At 72.1% G+C, this 17,560-nt stretch carries 12 protein-coding genes; 6 read left to right on the top strand and 6 right to left on the bottom strand.

Features of this window, described 5'->3' with window-relative positions:
- Positions 1 to 7: 7 nt before the first annotated feature.
- The 3 genes from P3T35_RS38555 to P3T35_RS38545 form a co-directional block, all read right to left on the bottom strand.
- A complete protein-coding gene (locus P3T35_RS38555) occupies positions 8 to 3,766 on the bottom strand; it encodes a multifunctional oxoglutarate decarboxylase/oxoglutarate dehydrogenase thiamine pyrophosphate-binding subunit/dihydrolipoyllysine-residue succinyltransferase subunit (RefSeq protein WP_101382186.1) in 3,759 nt (1,252 codons plus the stop codon).
- A 362-nt stretch (positions 3,767 to 4,128) separates the two neighbouring features.
- Positions 4,129 to 5,277, bottom strand: a complete 1,149-nt coding sequence (locus P3T35_RS38550; RefSeq protein WP_101382187.1) for a HAMP domain-containing sensor histidine kinase — start codon at positions 5,275 to 5,277, stop codon at positions 4,129 to 4,131.
- A gap of 94 nt (positions 5,278 to 5,371) precedes the next feature.
- Entirely contained in the window at positions 5,372 to 6,103 is a 732-nt protein-coding gene (locus P3T35_RS38545; RefSeq protein ID WP_180356578.1) for a response regulator transcription factor, read from the bottom strand.
- Positions 6,104 to 6,633: 530 nt separating this feature from the next.
- Between P3T35_RS38545 and P3T35_RS38540 the strand changes: the two genes are divergently transcribed.
- The 3 genes from P3T35_RS38540 to P3T35_RS38530 all read left to right on the top strand — a co-directional run bounded on the left by P3T35_RS38540 (position 6,634) and on the right by P3T35_RS38530 (position 10,579).
- The gene (locus tag P3T35_RS38540; protein ID WP_143676899.1) at positions 6,634 to 7,416 is read left to right on the top strand and encodes a rhomboid-like protein; all 783 of its coding nucleotides are present in this window, start codon (positions 6,634 to 6,636) and stop codon (positions 7,414 to 7,416) included.
- 104 nt (positions 7,417 to 7,520) lie between these two features.
- Complete coding sequence (gene lon, locus P3T35_RS38535; RefSeq protein ID WP_101382190.1) at positions 7,521 to 9,926, top strand: endopeptidase La; 2,406 nt, start codon at positions 7,521 to 7,523, stop codon at positions 9,924 to 9,926.
- 125 nt (positions 9,927 to 10,051) lie between these two features.
- Entirely contained in the window at positions 10,052 to 10,579 is a 528-nt protein-coding gene (locus P3T35_RS38530) for a GtrA family protein (protein ID WP_101382191.1), read from the top strand.
- 36 nt (positions 10,580 to 10,615) lie between these two features.
- On the opposite strand, the gene P3T35_RS38525 is transcribed toward P3T35_RS38530, so the two are convergent.
- Positions 10,616 to 11,641 carry a DUF3533 domain-containing protein gene (locus P3T35_RS38525; protein WP_101382192.1) on the bottom strand — a complete coding sequence of 342 codons (1,026 nt, stop codon included), beginning with the start codon at positions 11,639 to 11,641 and terminating at the stop codon, positions 10,616 to 10,618.
- A gap of 167 nt (positions 11,642 to 11,808) precedes the next feature.
- On the opposite strand from P3T35_RS38525, the gene P3T35_RS38520 reads away from it, so the two are divergent.
- Together P3T35_RS38520 and P3T35_RS38515 are read left to right on the top strand one after the other, a co-directional pair.
- A complete protein-coding gene (locus P3T35_RS38520; RefSeq protein ID WP_280709583.1) occupies positions 11,809 to 12,294 on the top strand; it encodes a MarR family transcriptional regulator in 486 nt (161 codons plus the stop codon).
- Positions 12,295 to 12,401: 107 nt separating this feature from the next.
- Positions 12,402 to 13,997 carry an MDR family MFS transporter gene (locus P3T35_RS38515; protein ID WP_101382193.1) on the top strand — a complete coding sequence of 532 codons (1,596 nt, stop codon included), beginning with the start codon at positions 12,402 to 12,404 and terminating at the stop codon, positions 13,995 to 13,997.
- Positions 13,998 to 14,075: 78 nt separating this feature from the next.
- Here P3T35_RS38515 and P3T35_RS38510 read toward each other — a convergent pair whose 3' ends face one another.
- Both P3T35_RS38510 and P3T35_RS38505 read right to left on the bottom strand, forming a co-directional pair.
- Complete coding sequence (locus tag P3T35_RS38510; RefSeq protein ID WP_101382194.1) at positions 14,076 to 14,357, bottom strand: hypothetical protein; 282 nt, start codon at positions 14,355 to 14,357, stop codon at positions 14,076 to 14,078.
- 11 nt (positions 14,358 to 14,368) lie between these two features.
- The gene (locus tag P3T35_RS38505) at positions 14,369 to 15,544 is read right to left on the bottom strand and encodes an inorganic phosphate transporter (RefSeq protein WP_101382195.1); all 1,176 of its coding nucleotides are present in this window, start codon (positions 15,542 to 15,544) and stop codon (positions 14,369 to 14,371) included.
- Between the two features lie 344 nt (positions 15,545 to 15,888).
- Here P3T35_RS38505 and P3T35_RS38500 point away from each other — a divergent pair, with 344 nt between their 5' ends.
- The gene (locus P3T35_RS38500; protein ID WP_101382196.1) at positions 15,889 to 17,415 is read left to right on the top strand and encodes an NlpC/P60 family protein; all 1,527 of its coding nucleotides are present in this window, start codon (positions 15,889 to 15,891) and stop codon (positions 17,413 to 17,415) included.
- Positions 17,416 to 17,560: the final 145 nt, after the last annotated feature.

Genomic DNA, 17,560 nt, shown 5'->3' with positions numbered 1-17,560 from the left:
TGTCACCTCAGATCGCGAAGACCTCGTCGAGCACGGCCTGCTGCTCGACCGCGTGGCGCTTGGCCGAGCCGACCGCCGGGGCCGAGGCCGCCTGACGGGCCACCCGGCGCAGGCGGGCGGCGCCGGCCTTGCGGCCGATCACCACGTCCAGGTGGTCGACCAGGTTCATCGCGATGAACGGCCAGGCGCCCTGGTTGGCCGCCTCCTCCTGGGCCCAGACGAACTGGACGTCCTCGCCGTAGCGGGCCAGCTCCTCCTGGAGCTCCGCGATCGGCAGCGGGTAGAGCCGCTCGACCCGGACGATCGCCGTGTCGGTGACGCCGCGCTCGGTGCGGGCCGCCTCCAGGTCGTAGTAGAACTTGCCGGCGGTGATGACCACCTTGCGCACGTTCTTCGGGTCCACCGTGGTGTCGCCGACCACCGGGCGGAACGAGCCGGAGGTGAACTCCTCGGCCGAGCTGGCCGCCGCCTTCAGACGCAGCATCGACTTCGGGGTGAAGACGACCAGCGGCTTGTGGTGCGGATTGTGCACCTGCCAGCGCAGCAGGTGGAAGTAGTTCGACGGCAGCGTCGGCATCGCGACCGTCATGTTGTTGTCCGCGCACAGCTGCAGGAAGCGCTCCGGGCGGGCGGACGAGTGGTCCGGGCCCTGGCCCTCCATGCCGTGCGGCAGCAGCAGGGTGACACCGGAGTGCTGGCCCCACTTCTGCTCGGCCGAGGCGATGTACTCGTCGACGACGGTCTGCGCGCCGTTGACGAAGTCACCGAACTGCGCCTCCCACATGACCAGCGCGTTCGGGCGGGTCAGCGAGTAGCCGTACTCGAAGCCCATCGCCGCGTACTCGGACAGCAGGCTGTCGTAGACGGTGAACCGGGCCTGGTCCTCGGTCAGGTACAGCAGCGGGGTGTAGTCCTCGCCGGTGACCCGGTCGATCAGCACCGCGTGGCGCTGGCCGAAGGTGCCGCGGCGGCTGTCCTGGCCGGCCAGGCGGACCGGGTGGCCCTCCATCAGCAGCGAGCCGATGGCGAGCATCTCGCCGGTGGCCCAGTCGATGGTGTTGTCCTCGATCGAGGCGGCGCGGCGCTGCAGCTGCGGCAGCAGGCGCGGGTGCACGGTCAGCCACTCGGGCAGGTTGGTCTGCGAGGCGGCGATCCGCTTGACCATCTCCTGCGAGATGCCGGTCTGGATGTTGACCGGGAAGTCCGCCACCGGGCGGCCGGCCGGGGCCGCGGCCTGGGCGCCGGCCGCGTCGCGGACCTCGGCGAAGACCTTCTCCAGCTGGCCCTGGAAGTCCTGGAGCGCCTGCTCCGCCTCTTCCATGGTGATGTCGCCGCGACCGATCAGGCCCTCGGTGTAGAGCTTGCGCACCGAGCGCTTCTTGTCGATCAGGTCGTACATCAGCGGCTGGGTGAACGACGGGTTGTCGGCCTCGTTGTGACCGCGGCGGCGGTAGCAGATGAGGTCGATCACGACGTCCTTGTGGAACGCCTGGCGGAACTCGAAGGCGAGCCGCGCGACGCGGACCACGGCCTCCGGGTCGTCGCCGTTGACGTGGAAGATCGGGGCCTCGATCATCCGCGCCACGTCGGTGCAGTACGTGGAGGAACGGCTGGAGGCCGGGGCGGCGGTGAAGCCGACCTGGTTGTTCACCACGATGTGCACGGTGCCGCCGGTGCGGTAGCCGCGCAGCTGCGACATGTTCAGGGTCTCCGCGACCACGCCCTGGCCGGCGAAGGCCGCGTCGCCGTGGATCTGGATCGGCAGCACCGGGAAGGTGGTGCCGCCCTGGTCCAGGATGTCCTGCTTGGCCCGGGCGATGCCCTCGACCACCGGGTCCACCGTCTCCAGGTGGGACGGGTTGGCGGCCAGCGACACCTTGATGGTCTCGCCGTCCAGGCCGGTGAAGGTGCCCTCGGAGCCCAGGTGGTACTTGACGTCACCGGAGCCGTGCATCGACTTCGGGTCCAGGTTGCCCTCGAACTCGCCGAAGATCTTGCCGTACGGCTTGCCGACGATGTTGGCCAGCACGTTGAGGCGGCCGCGGTGCGCCATGCCGATCACGGCCTCGTCGAGGCGGTGCTCGGCGGCGGAGTCGATGGTGGCGTCGAGCAGCGGGATCAGCGACTCGCCGCCCTCCAGCGAGAACCGCTTCTGGCCGACGTACTTGGTCTGCAGGAAGGTCTCGAAGGCCTCCGCGGAGTTCAGCCGGCGCAGGATGCGCAGCTGCTCCTCGCGCTCCGGCTTGGTGTACGGCTTCTCCAGGCGCTCCTGCAGCCACTTGCGCTGCTTCGGGTCCTGGATGTGCATGTACTCGATGCCGACGGTGCGGCAGTAGGTGTTGCGCAGCAGGCCGAGGATGTCGCGCAGCTTCATCATCTTCTGGCCGCCGAAGCCGCCGACCGCGAAGTCGCGCTCCAGGTCCCACAGGGTGAGGCCGTGCGTGGTGACGTCCAGGTCGGGGTGCTTGCGCTGCTTGTACTCCAGCGGGTCGGTGTCGGCCATCAGGTGGCCGCGGACCCGGTAGGAGTGGATCAGTTCCATCACCCGGGCGGTCTTGTTGACCTCGTCCTCGTGGGTGGCGGCGACGTCGGTGGCCCAGCGGACCGGCTCGTACGGGATCCGCAGCGACTCGAAGACCTCGTCGTAGAAGCCGTGCTCGCCCAGCAGCAGCTGGTGGATCGCGCGCAGGAACTCGCCGGAGGCGGCACCCTGGATGACCCGGTGGTCGTAGGTCGAGGTCAGCGTCATGATCTTGGAGACGCCGAGGCGGGACAGGGTCTCCTGGGAGCTGCCCTGGAACTCCGCCGGGTACTCCATCGCGCCGACGCCCAGGATGGTGCCCTGGCCCTGCATCAGGCGCGGGACCGAGTGCACGGTGCCGATGCCGCCCGGGTTGGTCAGCGAGACCGTGACCCCGGTGAAGTCCTCCATGGTCAGCTTGTTGGCGCGGGCCCGGCGGACGATGTCCTCGTAGGCCTGCCAGAAGCCGAAGAAGTCGAGGGTCTCGGCCTTCTTGATGGCCGCGACCACCAGCTGGCGGTCACCGTTCGGCTTCACCAGGTCGATGGCCAGACCGAGGTTGACGTGGTCCGGCTTCACCAGGAAGGACTTGCCGTCCTTGACCTGGTAGCTGTGGTTCATCCCGGGATTGGCCTTGATCGCCTGCACCATGGCGTAGCCGATCAGGTGCGTGAACGAGACCTTGCCACCGCGGGCGCGCTGCAGGTGGTTGTTGATGACGATGCGGTTGTCGATCAGCAACTTGGCCGGCACGGCGCGCACCGAGGTCGCGGTCGGAACCTCGAGGGAGGCGTCCATGTTGGTGGCGACGGCCTTGGCCGGGCCACGCAGCGGGACCAGCTCGGGGCCCGTGCTCTGCGCCGCGGGGGCGGCCGGCGCGGCGGCGGCCTTGGGCGCGGCCGGCGGGGCTGCCAGCGGAGCGGCCGCGGCAGGTGCGGCGGCCGCCGGAGCGGGCGCAGCTGCCGGGGCGGCGGCGGGGGCAGCCGGCGCCGGAGCGGCAGCGGCAGCAGCAGGGGCAGGGGCGGCGACGGGGGTCGGCACGGAGCCGACCGGGGTCACGGCCTGGGTCACTGAGGTCACCTCGGTACCGGGCTTGTAGTCGGCGAAAAAGTCCCACCAGGCTCGGTCGACCGAGTTCGGATCCTGGAGGTACTGCTGGTAGATCTCGTCGACGAGCCACTCATTGGGGCCGAAGCCAGTGGAGCTTGCCGAGCTGTTGGGGGTTTCAGGGGACTGTGGCGACACGGCGGCAACCGCCCTCTTCCGCTTCCTTTTGGGATGTTTGGACAGCGGGGATTAAGGCTACGCCCCTGACGAGTGATCGCGCAGTCCCCGGGGGGTCGGCGTCGCCCAGATCACAGTCCTTTGAGCGGATTTGGCCGGAAGAACGCGTTAGAAGAGCGCTTCCGCAGGGAAGAGGATGACGCCTTCTGGCCGGTTAAAACAGTATGAAACCGGACAAAAGTCCCGCCGATTGACCGTTTGTGGCCGATCAACTGCTGTCGACCGCCGAGATGTCCCAATTGTGTGACAAAGCTGGCCGGGGTGGACAGATCGTGTCCTCGGCGTGTCCGCCGCGGCAGGATTCGTGACGGCCGTGGCGGCGGTCACAGCCGCGGGTGCGGCACCGAGGTCGCGTCGCCCGGCAGCACCACCTGGATCAGGCAGCCGCTGCCGCCGTCGCCCACCGCGATCCGGCCGCCGTGCAGATCCACCGCCCAGCGGGCGATCGCCAGACCGAGCCCGGTGCCGCCGTCGCTGCCCGGGCCCTGCGCGGTCGCGGTGCCGGACCTGCTGAAACGGTCGAACACCCGGGTGCGGTCCTGCACCGGGATGCCGGGCCCCTGGTCCTCCACCTCCAGCAGCAGGGCGTGCGCCCCGTCGCCGGCCCGGGCCCGCACCGTGACTAGGCCGTCCGCCGGGGAGTGCTTGCAGGCGTTGTCCACCAGATTGGCCACCACCTGGTGCAACCGCTCCGGGTCGGCCACCGCGGTCAGGCCCTCGGGCTGCACGTCCAGGCGCAGCCGCACGTCGTCCCGGCGGCTCCAGGCGCCGCCGGAGGTCGCGCCGTCCACGGTCAGCCCGCGCAGCACCCCGGCCAGGAACGGGGCCACCTCGAACTCCCGGGCGTCCAGCGGCACCACGCCGTCGTCCAGCTTGGACAGGTCGAGCAGATGGGTGACCAGCCGGCCGAGCCGCTCGGTCTGCTCCAGGGCCGCGCCCAGGGTGGCGGCGTCCGGCGGCACCACGCCGTCCACCATGTTCTCCAGCACCGCCTGCAGCGCCGCGATCGGCGTGCGCAGCTCGTGCGACACATTGGCCACCAGCTCCCGGCGGTGCCGGTCGGCGGCCTCCAGATCGGCGGCCATCCGGTTGAAGGTGGCCGCCAGCTCCCCGATCTCGTCCCGGGAGGCGGCCTTGACCCGGCGGCTGTAGTCGCCGCCGGCCATCGCCCGGGCCGCCGCGGTCATCTCACGCAGCGGAGCGGTCAGGGTGTGCGCCATGACCTGCATGAAGAGCAGGGAGGCGATCACCGAGAAGACCAGGATCACCCGCACCTGGGTCTCGGAGTGGATCGCGATCACCATCAGGCCGGTGGCGATGGCCACCGCGATGATGACCAGCAGGCCCAGCTTGCCCTTGATGGAGCGGGCCGGGTCGAGTGGTCGGACCGCACGCCACAGGCGCGCGGTGAACCGGGCCGGTCGGCCCCGCCGCGTGGCCGGGTCGTCGGGCTCGGTGCTACTGCTCGTCATCGGTACTTGGTTTCCGTGTCCTGTGCGCCCCCGTGGCCCCCCCAGGTCCGGCATCGCACTCCGGGTGACGTCCAGCGGCCCGGGTGCGCGGCCGTCAGCCCACGGGCGCCTCGAGCGCGTAGCCCACGCCGTGCACGGTGCGGATCCAGGTCGCGCCGATCTTCCGGCGCAGCGCCTTGACGTGGCTGTCGACGGTCCGGGTGCCGGACGCGTCGGTCCAGTCCCAGACCTCGGCGAGCAGCTGCTCGCGGGTGAGCACCGCGCGCGGCTGGGCGGCCAGGCAGGCCAGCAGGTCGAACTCGGTGGGCGTCAGGTGCACATCGCCCGAGCCCAGCCGGACCCGGCGCTGCACGTGGTCGATCTCCAGTTCGCCGAACCGCAGGCTGCCCAGCGCCGGGGTCCGGGCCGCCTGCTGGGCCCGCTCGACCCGGCGCAGCAGCACGTTCACCCGGGCCGCGAGCTCACGCATCGAGAACGGCTTCGTCATGTAGTCGTCGGCGCCCACGCCGAGGCCGACCAGCAGGTCCGTCTCGTCGTCACGGGCGGTCAGCATCAGCACCGGGACCGGGCGCTGCGCCTGGATCCGGCGGCAGACCTCCAGCCCGTCGAAGCCGGGCAGCATGATGTCGAGCACCACGAGGTCGGGCTGCCAGGTGTGGAAGCCGTCCACCGCGCCGGGGCCGTCGTGTGCGACGGCCACCTTGAAGCCCTCCGCGCCCAGCCGGGCCGCGATCGACTCGGCGATGGTGGGTTCGTCCTCCACCACCAGGACGCGTCGCTGTGCGATCACACCGCTCGTACCGGTGTCCTGTTGAATTTCTGTCACGGTCACGCCACCGCCCCCAGGGCCTGCGGGCCGCCACCTGTGGGAGTAGCGCGCCCGCTCGTAGTCTTGGTTCCGTCGTTAGTGTGTTCGTCCGTGCCGAGGCGTCCCGGGTTCCGCCGTCCCGGCCGGGTGGCGGCAGGGCCGCCGGTCCGACAAGAGGACACCTCGCAGCGTACGGACCGGGGCCGAACCCCGACAGGCTGACCGCGGATTTCCGCGGGCACCGGTCGGCGCGCACGCCCCGGATTGGGTACGGGGCGCTACCTTACCCGTCCATGTCGTCTGGCGGTAACGGTGTGTATGCGCGAACCCGGCAGTCGCCCGTAAGCTCGCAATCGCGGGTGCATTGGTCCGGACCAACTTCTGAACTGCCGTTACAGGCAGGGCGACTGCGTTCTCACCTGACTCTCAGGGCAGCACCGTACCGTGGACGGATCCGGCCGTTGATGGCACGGTGTGCACGCGCAGCGAGCGCGGCCGCCCCGGCCCTGCTGCGTGGACCGGAGCGAACGGCCCGGAACGGAGGCGACATGGCTGGAGAGCGGTGGTCCGGGCGTACGCCGGTGGCGCCGCACGCCGGTCTGCGGCTCGGCCTGCGGTCCGGCCCGCTGCAGTGGGCGCTGGACCGGCTGCCCACGCCCCGGCGCAACCCCTTCACGCTGCTCTATCTGGCCGTGCTGGCCGGCACCACCCTCCTCGCCCGGGACACCGACCCGGCGCTGGTGCACCGGCTGCAGGAACTGTCCAGCACCGACGGCCACCACCTGCTGCGGGCCCCCGTCCGCTCGCTGCTGCTCAGCGGCCTGTGGGTGGCCGGACCCGACTGGCTGCCCTATCTATGGGGCTTCGCCTTCATCCTGGCGCCGCTGGAGCGGCTGGTCGGCTGGCGGCGGGCGATCGGGGTGTTCGCGACCGGCCACGTGATCGCGACGCTGCTCTCCCAGGGTGTGGTGGCCGCCCTGGTGGCGACCGGGCACGCGGACCGGGGGCTGCTGGACGAGCTGGACATCGGGGTCAGTTACGGCCTGCTGGCGAGCCTCGGGGCGCTCGCCGGGCAGTTCCGCCGACCCGGGCGGCTGCTCACGCTGGCCGGCGGCGTGCTGCTGGTCGCCCACCAGATGCAGAGCGACCCGGACCTGGTCACCGCCATCGGGCACCCCGCCGCGCTGCTGGTCGGCATCGCGCTCTGGTGGCCGCTGCGCCGTCCGGTGCGCCGCCGGCGGTGGCCGTGGCGCCGGGGTGCGGCCGGGGTCGAGGGCGGCGCGGTCGGGCAGCCGAAGCCGGCCGCCAAGCCGCTGCTCGACCAGGCCTGACCTGCCCCTTCCGTGATCGCTCAGAGCGAACAAATACCGGGGAACAATCGGAGCTCGCCAAGCCTTAGTCATCTCGACTCAAGTTCACTGACTGGGGAGAGATCATGGCATCGATGTCCGCTTCGCTCACTCTGCCCGTGCTGCCGCTCGACGACGAGGTGGTCCTGCCGGGCATGGTGGTGCCGCTGGACCTCAAGGACACCGAGGTGCGGGCCGCCGTCGAGGCCGCCCGTGCGGCCGCCCGCTCGGTGAACGGCGGCAAGCCGCAGGTGCTGCTGGTGCCTCGGCTGGACGGCTCGTACGCGGCGGTCGGCACGCTGGCCACCGTCGAGCAGGTCGGCCGGCTGGCCGACGGCGAGCCCGCCGCGCTGGTCCGGGCGGTCCGCCGGGTGCGGATCGGCGCCGGCACCACTGGTCCGGGCGCCGCGCTCTGGGTGGAGACCACGGAGTTCAAGGAGTCCTCGATGGAGCTGCCGGTGGCCGGCCGGGCCGCCGAGCTGATGAAGGAGTACAAGGCGGTCTCCACCGAGTGGCTGCGCAAGCGCGGCGCTTGGCAGATCGTCGATCGGGTGGCCGCCATCGAGGGCGTCGGCGAGCTGGCCGACAACATCGGCTACGCGCCGTTCGCCGGCGCAGAGCAGAAGCTCAAGGTGCTGCTGGAGGCCGACCAGGTGGCCCGCCTGGAGTACGCGTTGCAGCTGATGAAGGACCACCTCGCCGAGGAGGAGGTCAACGACACCATCCGCAAGGACGTCGAGGAGGGCGTCGCCAAGCAGCAGAAGGAGTTCCTGCTCCGCCGCCAGCTGGAGGCGGTGCGCAAGGAGCTCGCCGAGCTGAACGGCGAGTCGGTGGACGAGGAGGGCGACTACCGCGCCCGGGTCGAGGCCGCCGACCTGCCCGCGAAGGTCCGCGAGGCGGCCCTCAAGGAAGTGGACAAGCTGGAGCGGTCCAGTGATCAGTCGCCGGAGGGCTCCTGGATCCGCACCTGGCTGGACACCGTGCTTGAGCTGCCCTGGAACGAGCGCAGCGAGGACAACTACGACATCGCCGGCGCCCGCGCGGTGCTGGACGCCGACCACTCCGGCCTGGCCGATGTGAAGGACCGGATCGTCGAGTACCTGGCGGTCCGCAAGCGCCGGGCCGACCAGGGGCTCACCCTGGTCGGCGGGCGGCGCGGCGGCGCGGTGCTGGCCCTGGTCGGCCCGCCGGGGGTCGGCAAGACCTCGCTCGGCGAGTCGGTGGCGCGTGCCATGGGCCGCCAGTTCGTCCGGGTGGCGCTCGGCGGCGTCCGCGACGAGGCCGAGATCCGCGGCCACCGGCGCACCTACGTCGGCGCGCTGCCCGGCCGGATCGTGCGGGCCATCAAGGAGGCCGGCTCGATGAACCCGGTGGTGCTGCTGGACGAGATCGACAAGGTCGGCTCGGACTACCGCGGCGACCCGGCGGCGGCCCTCCTCGAGGTGCTGGACCCGGCGCAGAACCACACCTTCCGGGACCACTACCTGGAGGTCGAGCTCGACCTGTCCGACGTGGTCTTCCTGGCCACCGCCAATGTGCTGGAGGCCATCCCGGAGCCGCTGCTGGACCGGATGGAGCTGGTCCGGCTGGACGGCTACACCGAGGACGAGAAGGTCGTGATCGCCCGCGACCACCTGCTGCCCCGGCAGCTGGAGCGGGCCGGGCTGTCCGCCGAGACCGTCACGGTGAGCGAGGCGGCGCTGCGCAAGCTGGCCGGCGAGTACACCCGCGAGGCCGGCGTGCGCACCCTGGAGCGCTCGGTGGCCCGGATCCTGCGCAAGGTGGCCGCGCAGAGCGAGCTGGGCCAGCGCGAGCTGCCCACCGCGATCGACGTGGCCGACCTGCGCGCCCTGATCGGCCGGCCGCACCACACCCCGGAGGCGGCCCAGGAGCCGGCCGAGCGCCGCACCGCGGTGCCCGGCGTGGCCACCGGCCTGGCGGTCACCGGCGCGGGCGGCGACGTCCTCTACATCGAGGCCTCGCTGGCCGATGGCGAGACCGGCTCCACCGGCCTCACCCTGACCGGCCAGCTGGGCGACGTGATGAAGGAGTCGGCGCACATCGCGCTCTCCTACCTGCGCTCGCGCGGCGCGGAGCTGGAGCTGCCGGTGACCGGCCTGCGGGAGCGCGGCATCCACCTGCACGTGCCCGCCGGCGCGGTGCCGAAGGACGGCCCGAGCGCCGGGATCACCATGACCACCGCGCTCGCCTCGCTGCTCTCCGGCCGCAAGGTGCGCACCGATGTGGCGATGACCGGCGAGGTCTCGCTCACCGGTCGGGTGCTGCCCATCGGCGGGGTCAAGCAGAAGCTGCTCGCCGCCGACCGGGCCGGCATCACCATGGTGATCATCCCCAAGCGCAACGAGCCCGACCTGGACGACGTCCCGGCCGAGGTGCTGGAGCGCCTGACCGTGCACCCGGTCTCCGACGTCCGCGAGGTGCTGGCGCTGGCCCTGGAGCCGGCGGCGGTGCTGTTGGGGGCGGCGGCGTGAGGCCGCACGGTACCGCCGGCTGACCCCACTACCACGTGCCTCCCGCGATCCGCGGGAGGCACGCGCGTGCGGCGGTCCGGGGAGTCGGGTGACGCCGACTCAGGATCCTGTGCGACACTGCGCCAATGCCGTCGCCTACACAGAGAGCCCTGGCCAAGGTGCCGGGGCCGCTGCGTCCCTTCCTGGTGCAGCACCGCAGCCTCGTCAAGTTCCTGCTGGTCGGTGGCACCTGCTTCCTGCTGACCCTGGCGATCAACTACGGGTTGAAGTACACGGTCTGCCAGAACAAGCCGGTGGTGGCGCTGACCGTCGGGACGGCGCTCGCGACGGTGGTCTCCTACCTGCTCAACCGGCAGTGGTCGTTCCGGTCGGAGGGCAGCCACAAGGAGGCGATCCCGTTCATCGTGGTCAGCGCGCTGGCGGTCGGCGTGAACGACCTGCCGCTGCTGGTCAGCCGCTATGTCTTCCACCTGCGCGAGCCCGGCGTCAGCCACTTCACGCAGGAGGTCGCCGACTTCGTCAGCGGCATGATCGTGGGCACCCTGGTGGCGATGGCGTTCCGCTACTGGGCGATGAAGAAGTGGGTCTTCACCAACACCAAGTACCACGAGGCCGAGGACAACGCGGCCGAGCCGCCGGCCCGGGTCGGCTGACCCGCTCGGGTCGCACCGGGCCGCCCGCCGTCGTCGTCAGGCGGTGTCGTCGGATGGGACGGCGCCGCCCGCCGGGCGCAGGGCGACCGCGGCCAGCGTCACCGCCAGGCCCGCCACCGCCCAGGCCGCGAGGACCAGCAGCGGCACGGTGAGGTTGGTGGCGCCGAAGTAGGCGACCGAGCGGGTGGCGTCGGTGCCCGCCCCGTTCGGCAGCCAGGCGCCGATGGCCCGCCAGAACGGCGGCAGCAGCGGCGGCGGGTAGACGCCGCCGGCGCTCGGGTTGCCGAGCACCACGAAGACCAGCACGGCCAGCCCGATGCCGGCGATGCCGAACAGGCACTGCAGGGCCATGGTGGACGCACCGACCGCGAACACCACCAGGCTGCCCACGCCCCACAGGCCCGCGACGCTGCCGGGCAGCGCGTTCAGGACCGGGCCGGTGATCACCGCGCCGCCGAGCCCGGCCGCGATCGAGTAGAGCGCCAGCGCGCCGGTGCGGATCAGGGCGCGCCGGCGGTTGGCGGGGCGGGCGCCGGCGCTGATCCCCAGGATCGACGCCACCAGGTAGCCGCCGACGCACCAGCCGACCACCAGGTAGAACGAGGAGAGCCCCTTGCCGTCCCCGGGGGCGAGCGGCACCACGTCCTCGACCCGCACGGTGCGGCCCTGGCCCTGGTCGAGCGCGGTGACGATCTGCTCCGCGGCGGTGGCCGCGGCCGTGCCGCGCGCGTTGGCCACCAGCAGGGTGTCCTGGGTGCCGGTGGGGTCGACCACCAGCGCGGCGTAGATCTTCTGGTCCTTGATCCGGTCGACGGCGGTGGCCTGGTCGGCGACGGCTACGGGCTTCACCGCGTCGTTCGGCACCTGGCTCAGGGCGCCGATCACCCGGGGTTGCAGCTGCGGTGGCGCCACCACGCCGATCGAGAGCCGGTGGGGCGTCGGATGGTGCAGTGCGCCGACGTACGAGGCGATGAAGCCGAGCTGGAGCAGCAGGGTGCCGATCACCAGGGCGGCGGTGCGGCCGGTGACCGCGTCCTTGAGCTCGCTGATGAATCCCGGCATCGGGCGCCCCCTGGCTCAGATGGGATGAAAAGTATGCCAATCGGACACTTCATGGCAGGATTGCCGCGCCGAGTGGCCCTCCCGCGCCGCAGCGGCGGCCCTGGGCGGCTGGTGGATACTGATCGCGCGCCGGGGGCCGGCGTCATGGCGGTCGACGGGTGGTGGGTGTGAACGAGGATCAGGTGGCGGGCCAGGAAGGCGTCTTCCGGGCGGTGGAGCGCGAGGTGGCGGTGATGTTCCGGCGCGGCCGGGCCCGCTCGGCCGAGATGTCCCGACTGGTCCATCCGCAGCTGGAGGGGGGCATGGCCTACTCGCTGCTGGCGCACCTGTACGACGCCGGCCAGGTCCGGGTCACCGAGGTCGGCTGCCACTTCGGGGTCGGCAAGGCGACCATCAGCCGTCAGATCAAGACGCTGGAGGAGCTCGGACTGGTGACCCGGGAGCCGGATCCGCAGGACGGCCGGGCCTCGCTGGTCTCGCTCACCGAGGAGGGCGCCGCCCGCTACGGCCGGGCCCACGGGGCCCGGCTGGCCTCGTTCCGGGAGATGCTCGCGGGCTGGGAGCCGGCGGAGCTGGGCAGGTTCGCCGAACTGCTGGCCCGCTTCAACGAGTCGGTGGCCGCCGCGCCGCGACTGGCGGACCCGTTCGACTGATGCGGCCGTGGGGGCAGGTCCTCGGGGAAAAGGTTGCCTAGGTCAACTAACAAGAATATGGTAGTTGCCTAAGGCAACCATATGACTCCTGCCCAAGGACCGCCCCCATGACCTCCCCAGCAGCGGCGCGCCGTCATCCGCACGCCAGCGCCCAGGACGACCGCCAGATGACCCACCGGGAGGTGCTGGAGGCGCTCTCCGGCCTGCTCATCGGCCTCTTCGTGGCGGTCCTCTCCTCGACCATCGTCTCCAACGCCCTGCCGACCATCCTCAACGAGCTGCACGGCGGCGAGTCCGCCTACACCTGGGTGATCACGGCAGCGCTGCTGTCGCTCACCGCCTCCACCCCGGTCTGGGGCAAGCTCTCCGACCTGGTGAGCAAGAAGCTGCTGGTGCAGATCGCGCTGGTGATGTACATCGCCTCGTCGGCGCTGGCCGGGCTCTCGCAGAACACCGGTGAGCTGATCGGCTGCCGGGTGCTCCAGGGCATCGGCGCCGGCGGCGTGGTGGCGCTCGGGCAGATCTGCCTGGCGGCGATGGTCCCGCCGCGCGAGCGCGGCCGCTACAGCGGCTACTTCGGCGCCGTCTTCGCCCTGGCCACCATCGGCGGCCCGCTGATCGGCGGGGTCATCGTGGACACCTCCTGGCTCGGCTGGCGCTGGTGCTTCTACGTCGGCATCCCGTTCTCGGTGATCGCCATCGTGGTGCTGCAGCGCACCCTGCACCTGCCGGTGGTCAAGCGGGCCGCGAAGATCGACTACCTGGGCGCGCTGCTGGTCGCCGGCGCGGTGAGCCTGCTGATGGTGTGGATCACCCTGGCCGGCAAGGACTACGCCTGGGGCTCCTGGCAGACCGCGGCCATGGTCGGCGGCGGGCTGCTGCTGGTGCTGCTCTTCGTGCTGACCGAGCGCCGGGCCGCCGAGCCGGTGATGCCGCTCGGCCTGTTCCGGTTCCGCACCGTCAGCCTGGCCGCGGTGGCCAGCGCCTTCGTCGGCATCGCGATGTACGGCACCACGACCTTCCTCAGCCAGTACTTCCAGCTGGCCCGCGACAAGACGCCGACCATGGCCGGCCTGATGACCCTGCCGATGATCCTGGGCCTGGCCGTCTCCTCGGCGGTGGCGGGGCGGCTGATCACCCGCTCCGGCAGGTGGAAGCGCTACCTGGTGGCCGGGACCTTCCTGCTCGCGGTCGGCCTGGCACTGCTCGGCACCGCGCGGGCGAGCACCGGCTACGGCCTGCTCTCGGTCTACATGGCGTGCACCGGCATCGGGCTCGGCCTGACCTCGCAGAACCTGGTGCTGGCCGTCCAGAACACGGTGCCCGCCAAGGAACTGGGCACCGCCAGCTCGACGGTCACCTTCTTCCGCACCATGGGCGGCGCGATGGGCGTCTCCGCGCTGGGCGCGCTGCTCGGCAACCGGGTGACCCACTACCTGGCACAGAACCTGGCGGCCGCGCACCTGCCGTTGCCGGCCGGGTCGGCGGGCGGCGGCGAGCTGCCCGACCTGCACACCCTGCCGGTGCCGGTGGTGCCGCTGGTCGAGGACGCCTTCGGGCACGGCGTCGGCACCGTCTTCCTGTTCGCCGCGCCGGCCGCGCTGCTGGCCTTCCTGGCGGTGCTGTTCATCCGCGAGGTGCCGCTGCGGGCCCGGGCCGCCGCCGAGCAGCCGGCCGCCGCGCCGGTCGCCGAGCGCGCCTGACGGGGTACCAGGGGGCGGACACGTCGAAGGGCCCGCAGGTGGAGACCTGCGGGCCCTTCGACGTGTTCTGCGGCGGGCTCAGCCCGCGATCAGGCTGAGCCCGTACCCGACGGCCGCCGCACAGGCGGCGAAGCAGACGCCCGCGCCGGCCAGCGCCAGCGTGCCGCGGCCAGAGCCAGAGCCAGAGCCAGGGCCAGAGCCAGAGCCAGAGCCCGAGGCGGAGCCGTTGCCGGCGGCGGCGATGGCGGCCTCCCGCTTGGCCAGCGCCACGGTGCCCAGCGCGAAGGCGGCGACCACGGCCACGGTGACCAGGAAGCTGATGCCCGCGGTCTGCCCCAGGGCAGTCCAGTTGATCTTCATGGCTGGCCTCCTCAGGCGGCGACGGTGGTGGTGGCGGGGGAGGGGGTGGCGGCGGCGGTCTGGGCCGGCGTGACGTCCACCGGGGTGACCTCGTTGACGTTGGCCGCGGTCACCGGAGTCCGGCGGGACAGCAGCCACATGGCGCCGGCGCCGAGCACCAGCGCGGTGCCCACCACCAGCACGCCCCAGGTGCCCTGGTCGGCCACGAAGGCGGCCGCACCGGAGACCACGGCGGCGGCCGGCAGCGTCAGGCCCCAGGAGTAGACCATCCGGCGGGCCATGCCCCACCGCACCTGGCCGCCCGAGCGGCCGAGGCCGGCGCCCATCACGCCACCGCCGACCACCTGGGTGGTGGACAGGCCGTAGCCCATGTGCGAGGAGGTCAGGATGACGGCGGCGGTGGCCGTCTCCGACGCCAGGCCCTGCGGCGGCCGGACCTCGGTCAGGCCCTTGCCCAGGCTGCGGATGATCCGCCAGCCGCCCATGTAGGTGCCCAGCGCCATGGCCGCGCCGGCGGCCACGATCACCCAGGTGGGGGGCATCGCGTGCTTGGGCAGCGCACCGGCCGAGATCAGGGCCAGGGTGATGATGCCCATGGTCTTCTGCCCGTCGCTGGTGCCGTGGGCGATCGAGACCAGCGAGGAGGAGGCGATCTGGCCCTTGCGGAAGGTCTTCTCGGCCGCTGCCTCGCCCGCCTTGCGGGTGATGAGGTAGGCGGCCTTGGTGGCGCCCCAGGCGGCCAGGCCGGCCACGATCGGGGAGGCGACCGCCGGGATGAGGATCTTGGTGACCACGACGCTGAAGTTCACCGCGTGCAGTCCGGCACCGACCAGCGTCGCGCCGATCAGGCCGCCGTAGAGCGCGTGCGAGGAGCTGGACGGCAGGCCGCGCAGCCAGGTCAGCAGGTTCCACAGGATGGCGCCGGCCAGCGCGGCGAAGATCACCGAGGGGTGCAGGCCGGCCTTTTCGTTGACGATGCCGCCGGAAATGGTGCCGGCGACCTTCACCGACAGGAAGGCACCGGCGAAGTTGAGGATCGCGGAGATGGTGACGGCGACCTTGGGCCGCAGGGCGCCGGTCGCGATGGAGGTGGCCATCGCGTTGGCGGTGTCGTGGAAGCCGTTGGTGAAGTCGAAGGCGAGCGCCGTGACGATCACCACCGCCACCAGGAACGTGATGTGTTCCATAACCAAACAATCGTCGTAGGTGTCGGACTGACGTGTTCTTCAGCTGTCGTCAGCGGCGACGGTAGGGAGACCGAGTGAACAGAAGGTTAACGGGTCACGGATTCAGAGGGCTGTTCGTGGCCGATATCTTGAGTCCGCGCGTCCGGAAGATGACATCGACCGGTGTGACCTGGCCCAATGCGGAGAACGTCCGCATTGCTGCTGTTTTGGTGAGATCTGTGTCACTAATCGGCGTCAGCTGAGAATTCATCAGTTCACCTGATGCGCCCTGCCGCTTTCGGGGTCGGCATGGCAGGATCGTCCACGGCTCGCAGCTGCGGGTCGACCAGGGGCGAGGGGGGCCGATGCGGGCCGTGACGGGTGACCACCAGTCGACCATGGGCAAGCCTTGGGTGCGGGCCGCGCTGCGCTGCTCGGCGGTGCTGGCGATGGCGGCGCTGGCCCTGCCGGCCGCGGCCTCGGCGGCGTTCGCCGCGCCCGCCCCCGACCCCGCCACCACTGCCACCGCCCCGCCGGGCACCGACCCGCTGGCCGCCGCCAAGGCCACCCTGGGCCCGCTGCTGGACCAGATCCACCAGCTCTACCAGAACGCCGAGGCCGCCACCGAGCAGTACAACGCCACCACGCAGCAGCTCGCCGCCAAGCAGAACGACGTCAACGCCGTCGACGCCAAGCTGGCCCAGCAGCAGCAACTGGTGGACGCGGGCCTGGACGTGGCCGCCGAGCTGGCCGCCGACCAGTACCAGAACGGCAACCTGTCCGCCTACGGCCAGCTGCTGCTCACCAGCGACCCGTACCAGGCCGTCCACATGGGCGAGCTGCTCGCCGCCGCCGGCCGGTCCCAGGCCGCCTTCATCGCCCAGCTCAAGTCCGAGCAGACCAACCTGCAGCAGCTCAAGACCCAGGCCGGGGCCGCGCTGGCCGACACCCAGAAGCTGCTCGGCCAGCAGGACCAGAACAAGGCCCAGATCGCCCGCCAACTGGCCACCGTCGAGCAGATCGTCTCCAGCCTCACCGGCGTCCAGCAGGCCCAGCTGCAGGCGCTGGAGCAGCAGCAGGAGGACCAGGCCCAGCTGGCGTTCCTGGCCTCCGGCGCGCTCGGCCAGGGCGAGCGCGCCCCGTCCGCGGCCGGTCGGCAGGCGGTGGCCTTCGCGCTGGCCCAGCTGAACAAGCCCTACCTGTGGGGCGGTATCGGCCCGGACGCCTACGACTGCTCCGGCCTCACCTCGCAGGCCTGGCTGCACGCGGGCGTGCAGATCCCGCGCACCAGCGAGGACCAGTGGGCCGGCCTGCAGCACGTCCCGCTGAACCAGCTGCGCCCGGGCGACCTGGTGGTCTACTACGCCAGCGCCGAGCACATCGCGATGTACATCGGCGGCGGTTTCGTGGTGCAGGCGCCGCACACCGGTGCGGTGGTGCGGATCTCGCCGATCGGCATGGCCCCGATCCTCGGCGCGGTCCGGCCCGACCCGCAGAGCGCCTCGGACGGCGGCGGCTGGCAGGTGCCGGACGCGGTCAAGAACGCCGGCACTGTCACCCCGCTCGCGCCGGGCACGACCGCCCCCGGCCTGCCGACCGTGGCGCCGCTGCCGAGCGGCCCGGTGGTCCCGGTGACGCCCCCGGCGCCGAGCACCGCCCCGTCGGCCCCGTCCGGTACGCCGTCCGGCAACGGGCCGTCGCCGCACCCGTCCACCGTGCCGACGCCCGGCACCTCGTCGACACCGGGCGGCTTCGGCAGCCCGTCGCCCTCCGGTTCGCCGCGCCCCTCCGGCTCGCCCTCCGGCAGCACCTCGCCGAGCGGCAGCCCCGCACCGTCGACCTCGGGCAGCGCGCCCGCGCCCAGCGTCCCGGGGACCTCGCCGACGCCCTGACGCCCTGCGCCGGACATGACTGCGGCGGGCGGCCCCCCCCCCCCGGGGGGGCCCCCCCCCCGGGGGCAAGCGGGGGGCGCCGCCCCGGGGGGGGCGGCGACCGCGACCACCCCGGCGCGGGGGGGGGGGGGGTTGGGGTAGACGC

Source organism: Kitasatospora sp. GP30 (assembly GCF_029892145.1).
GTDB classification, from domain to species: domain Bacteria; phylum Actinomycetota; class Actinomycetes; order Streptomycetales; family Streptomycetaceae; genus Kitasatospora; species Kitasatospora acidiphila.
The sequence above is the reverse complement of the archived record's forward strand: the minus strand, read 5'-3'. Positions and strand labels throughout refer to the sequence as shown.

Coding starts and splice junctions, on each gene's coding strand:
- P3T35_RS38550 (WP_101382187.1), bottom strand. CDS start 5,277: ATGACGAGCAGTAGCACCGAGCCCGACGACCCGGCCACGCGGCGGGGC.
- P3T35_RS38540 (WP_143676899.1), top strand. CDS start 6,634: ATGGCTGGAGAGCGGTGGTCCGGGCGTACGCCGGTGGCGCCGCACGCC.
- lon (WP_101382190.1), top strand. CDS start 7,521: ATGGCATCGATGTCCGCTTCGCTCACTCTGCCCGTGCTGCCGCTCGAC.
- P3T35_RS38530 (WP_101382191.1), top strand. CDS start 10,052: ATGCCGTCGCCTACACAGAGAGCCCTGGCCAAGGTGCCGGGGCCGCTG.
- P3T35_RS38525 (WP_101382192.1), bottom strand. CDS start 11,641: ATGCCGGGATTCATCAGCGAGCTCAAGGACGCGGTCACCGGCCGCACC.
- P3T35_RS38515 (WP_101382193.1), top strand. CDS start 12,402: ATGACCTCCCCAGCAGCGGCGCGCCGTCATCCGCACGCCAGCGCCCAG.
- P3T35_RS38510 (WP_101382194.1), bottom strand. CDS start 14,357: ATGAAGATCAACTGGACTGCCCTGGGGCAGACCGCGGGCATCAGCTTC.
- P3T35_RS38505 (WP_101382195.1), bottom strand. CDS start 15,544: ATGGAACACATCACGTTCCTGGTGGCGGTGGTGATCGTCACGGCGCTC.
- P3T35_RS38500 (WP_101382196.1), top strand. CDS start 15,889: ATGCGGGCCGTGACGGGTGACCACCAGTCGACCATGGGCAAGCCTTGG.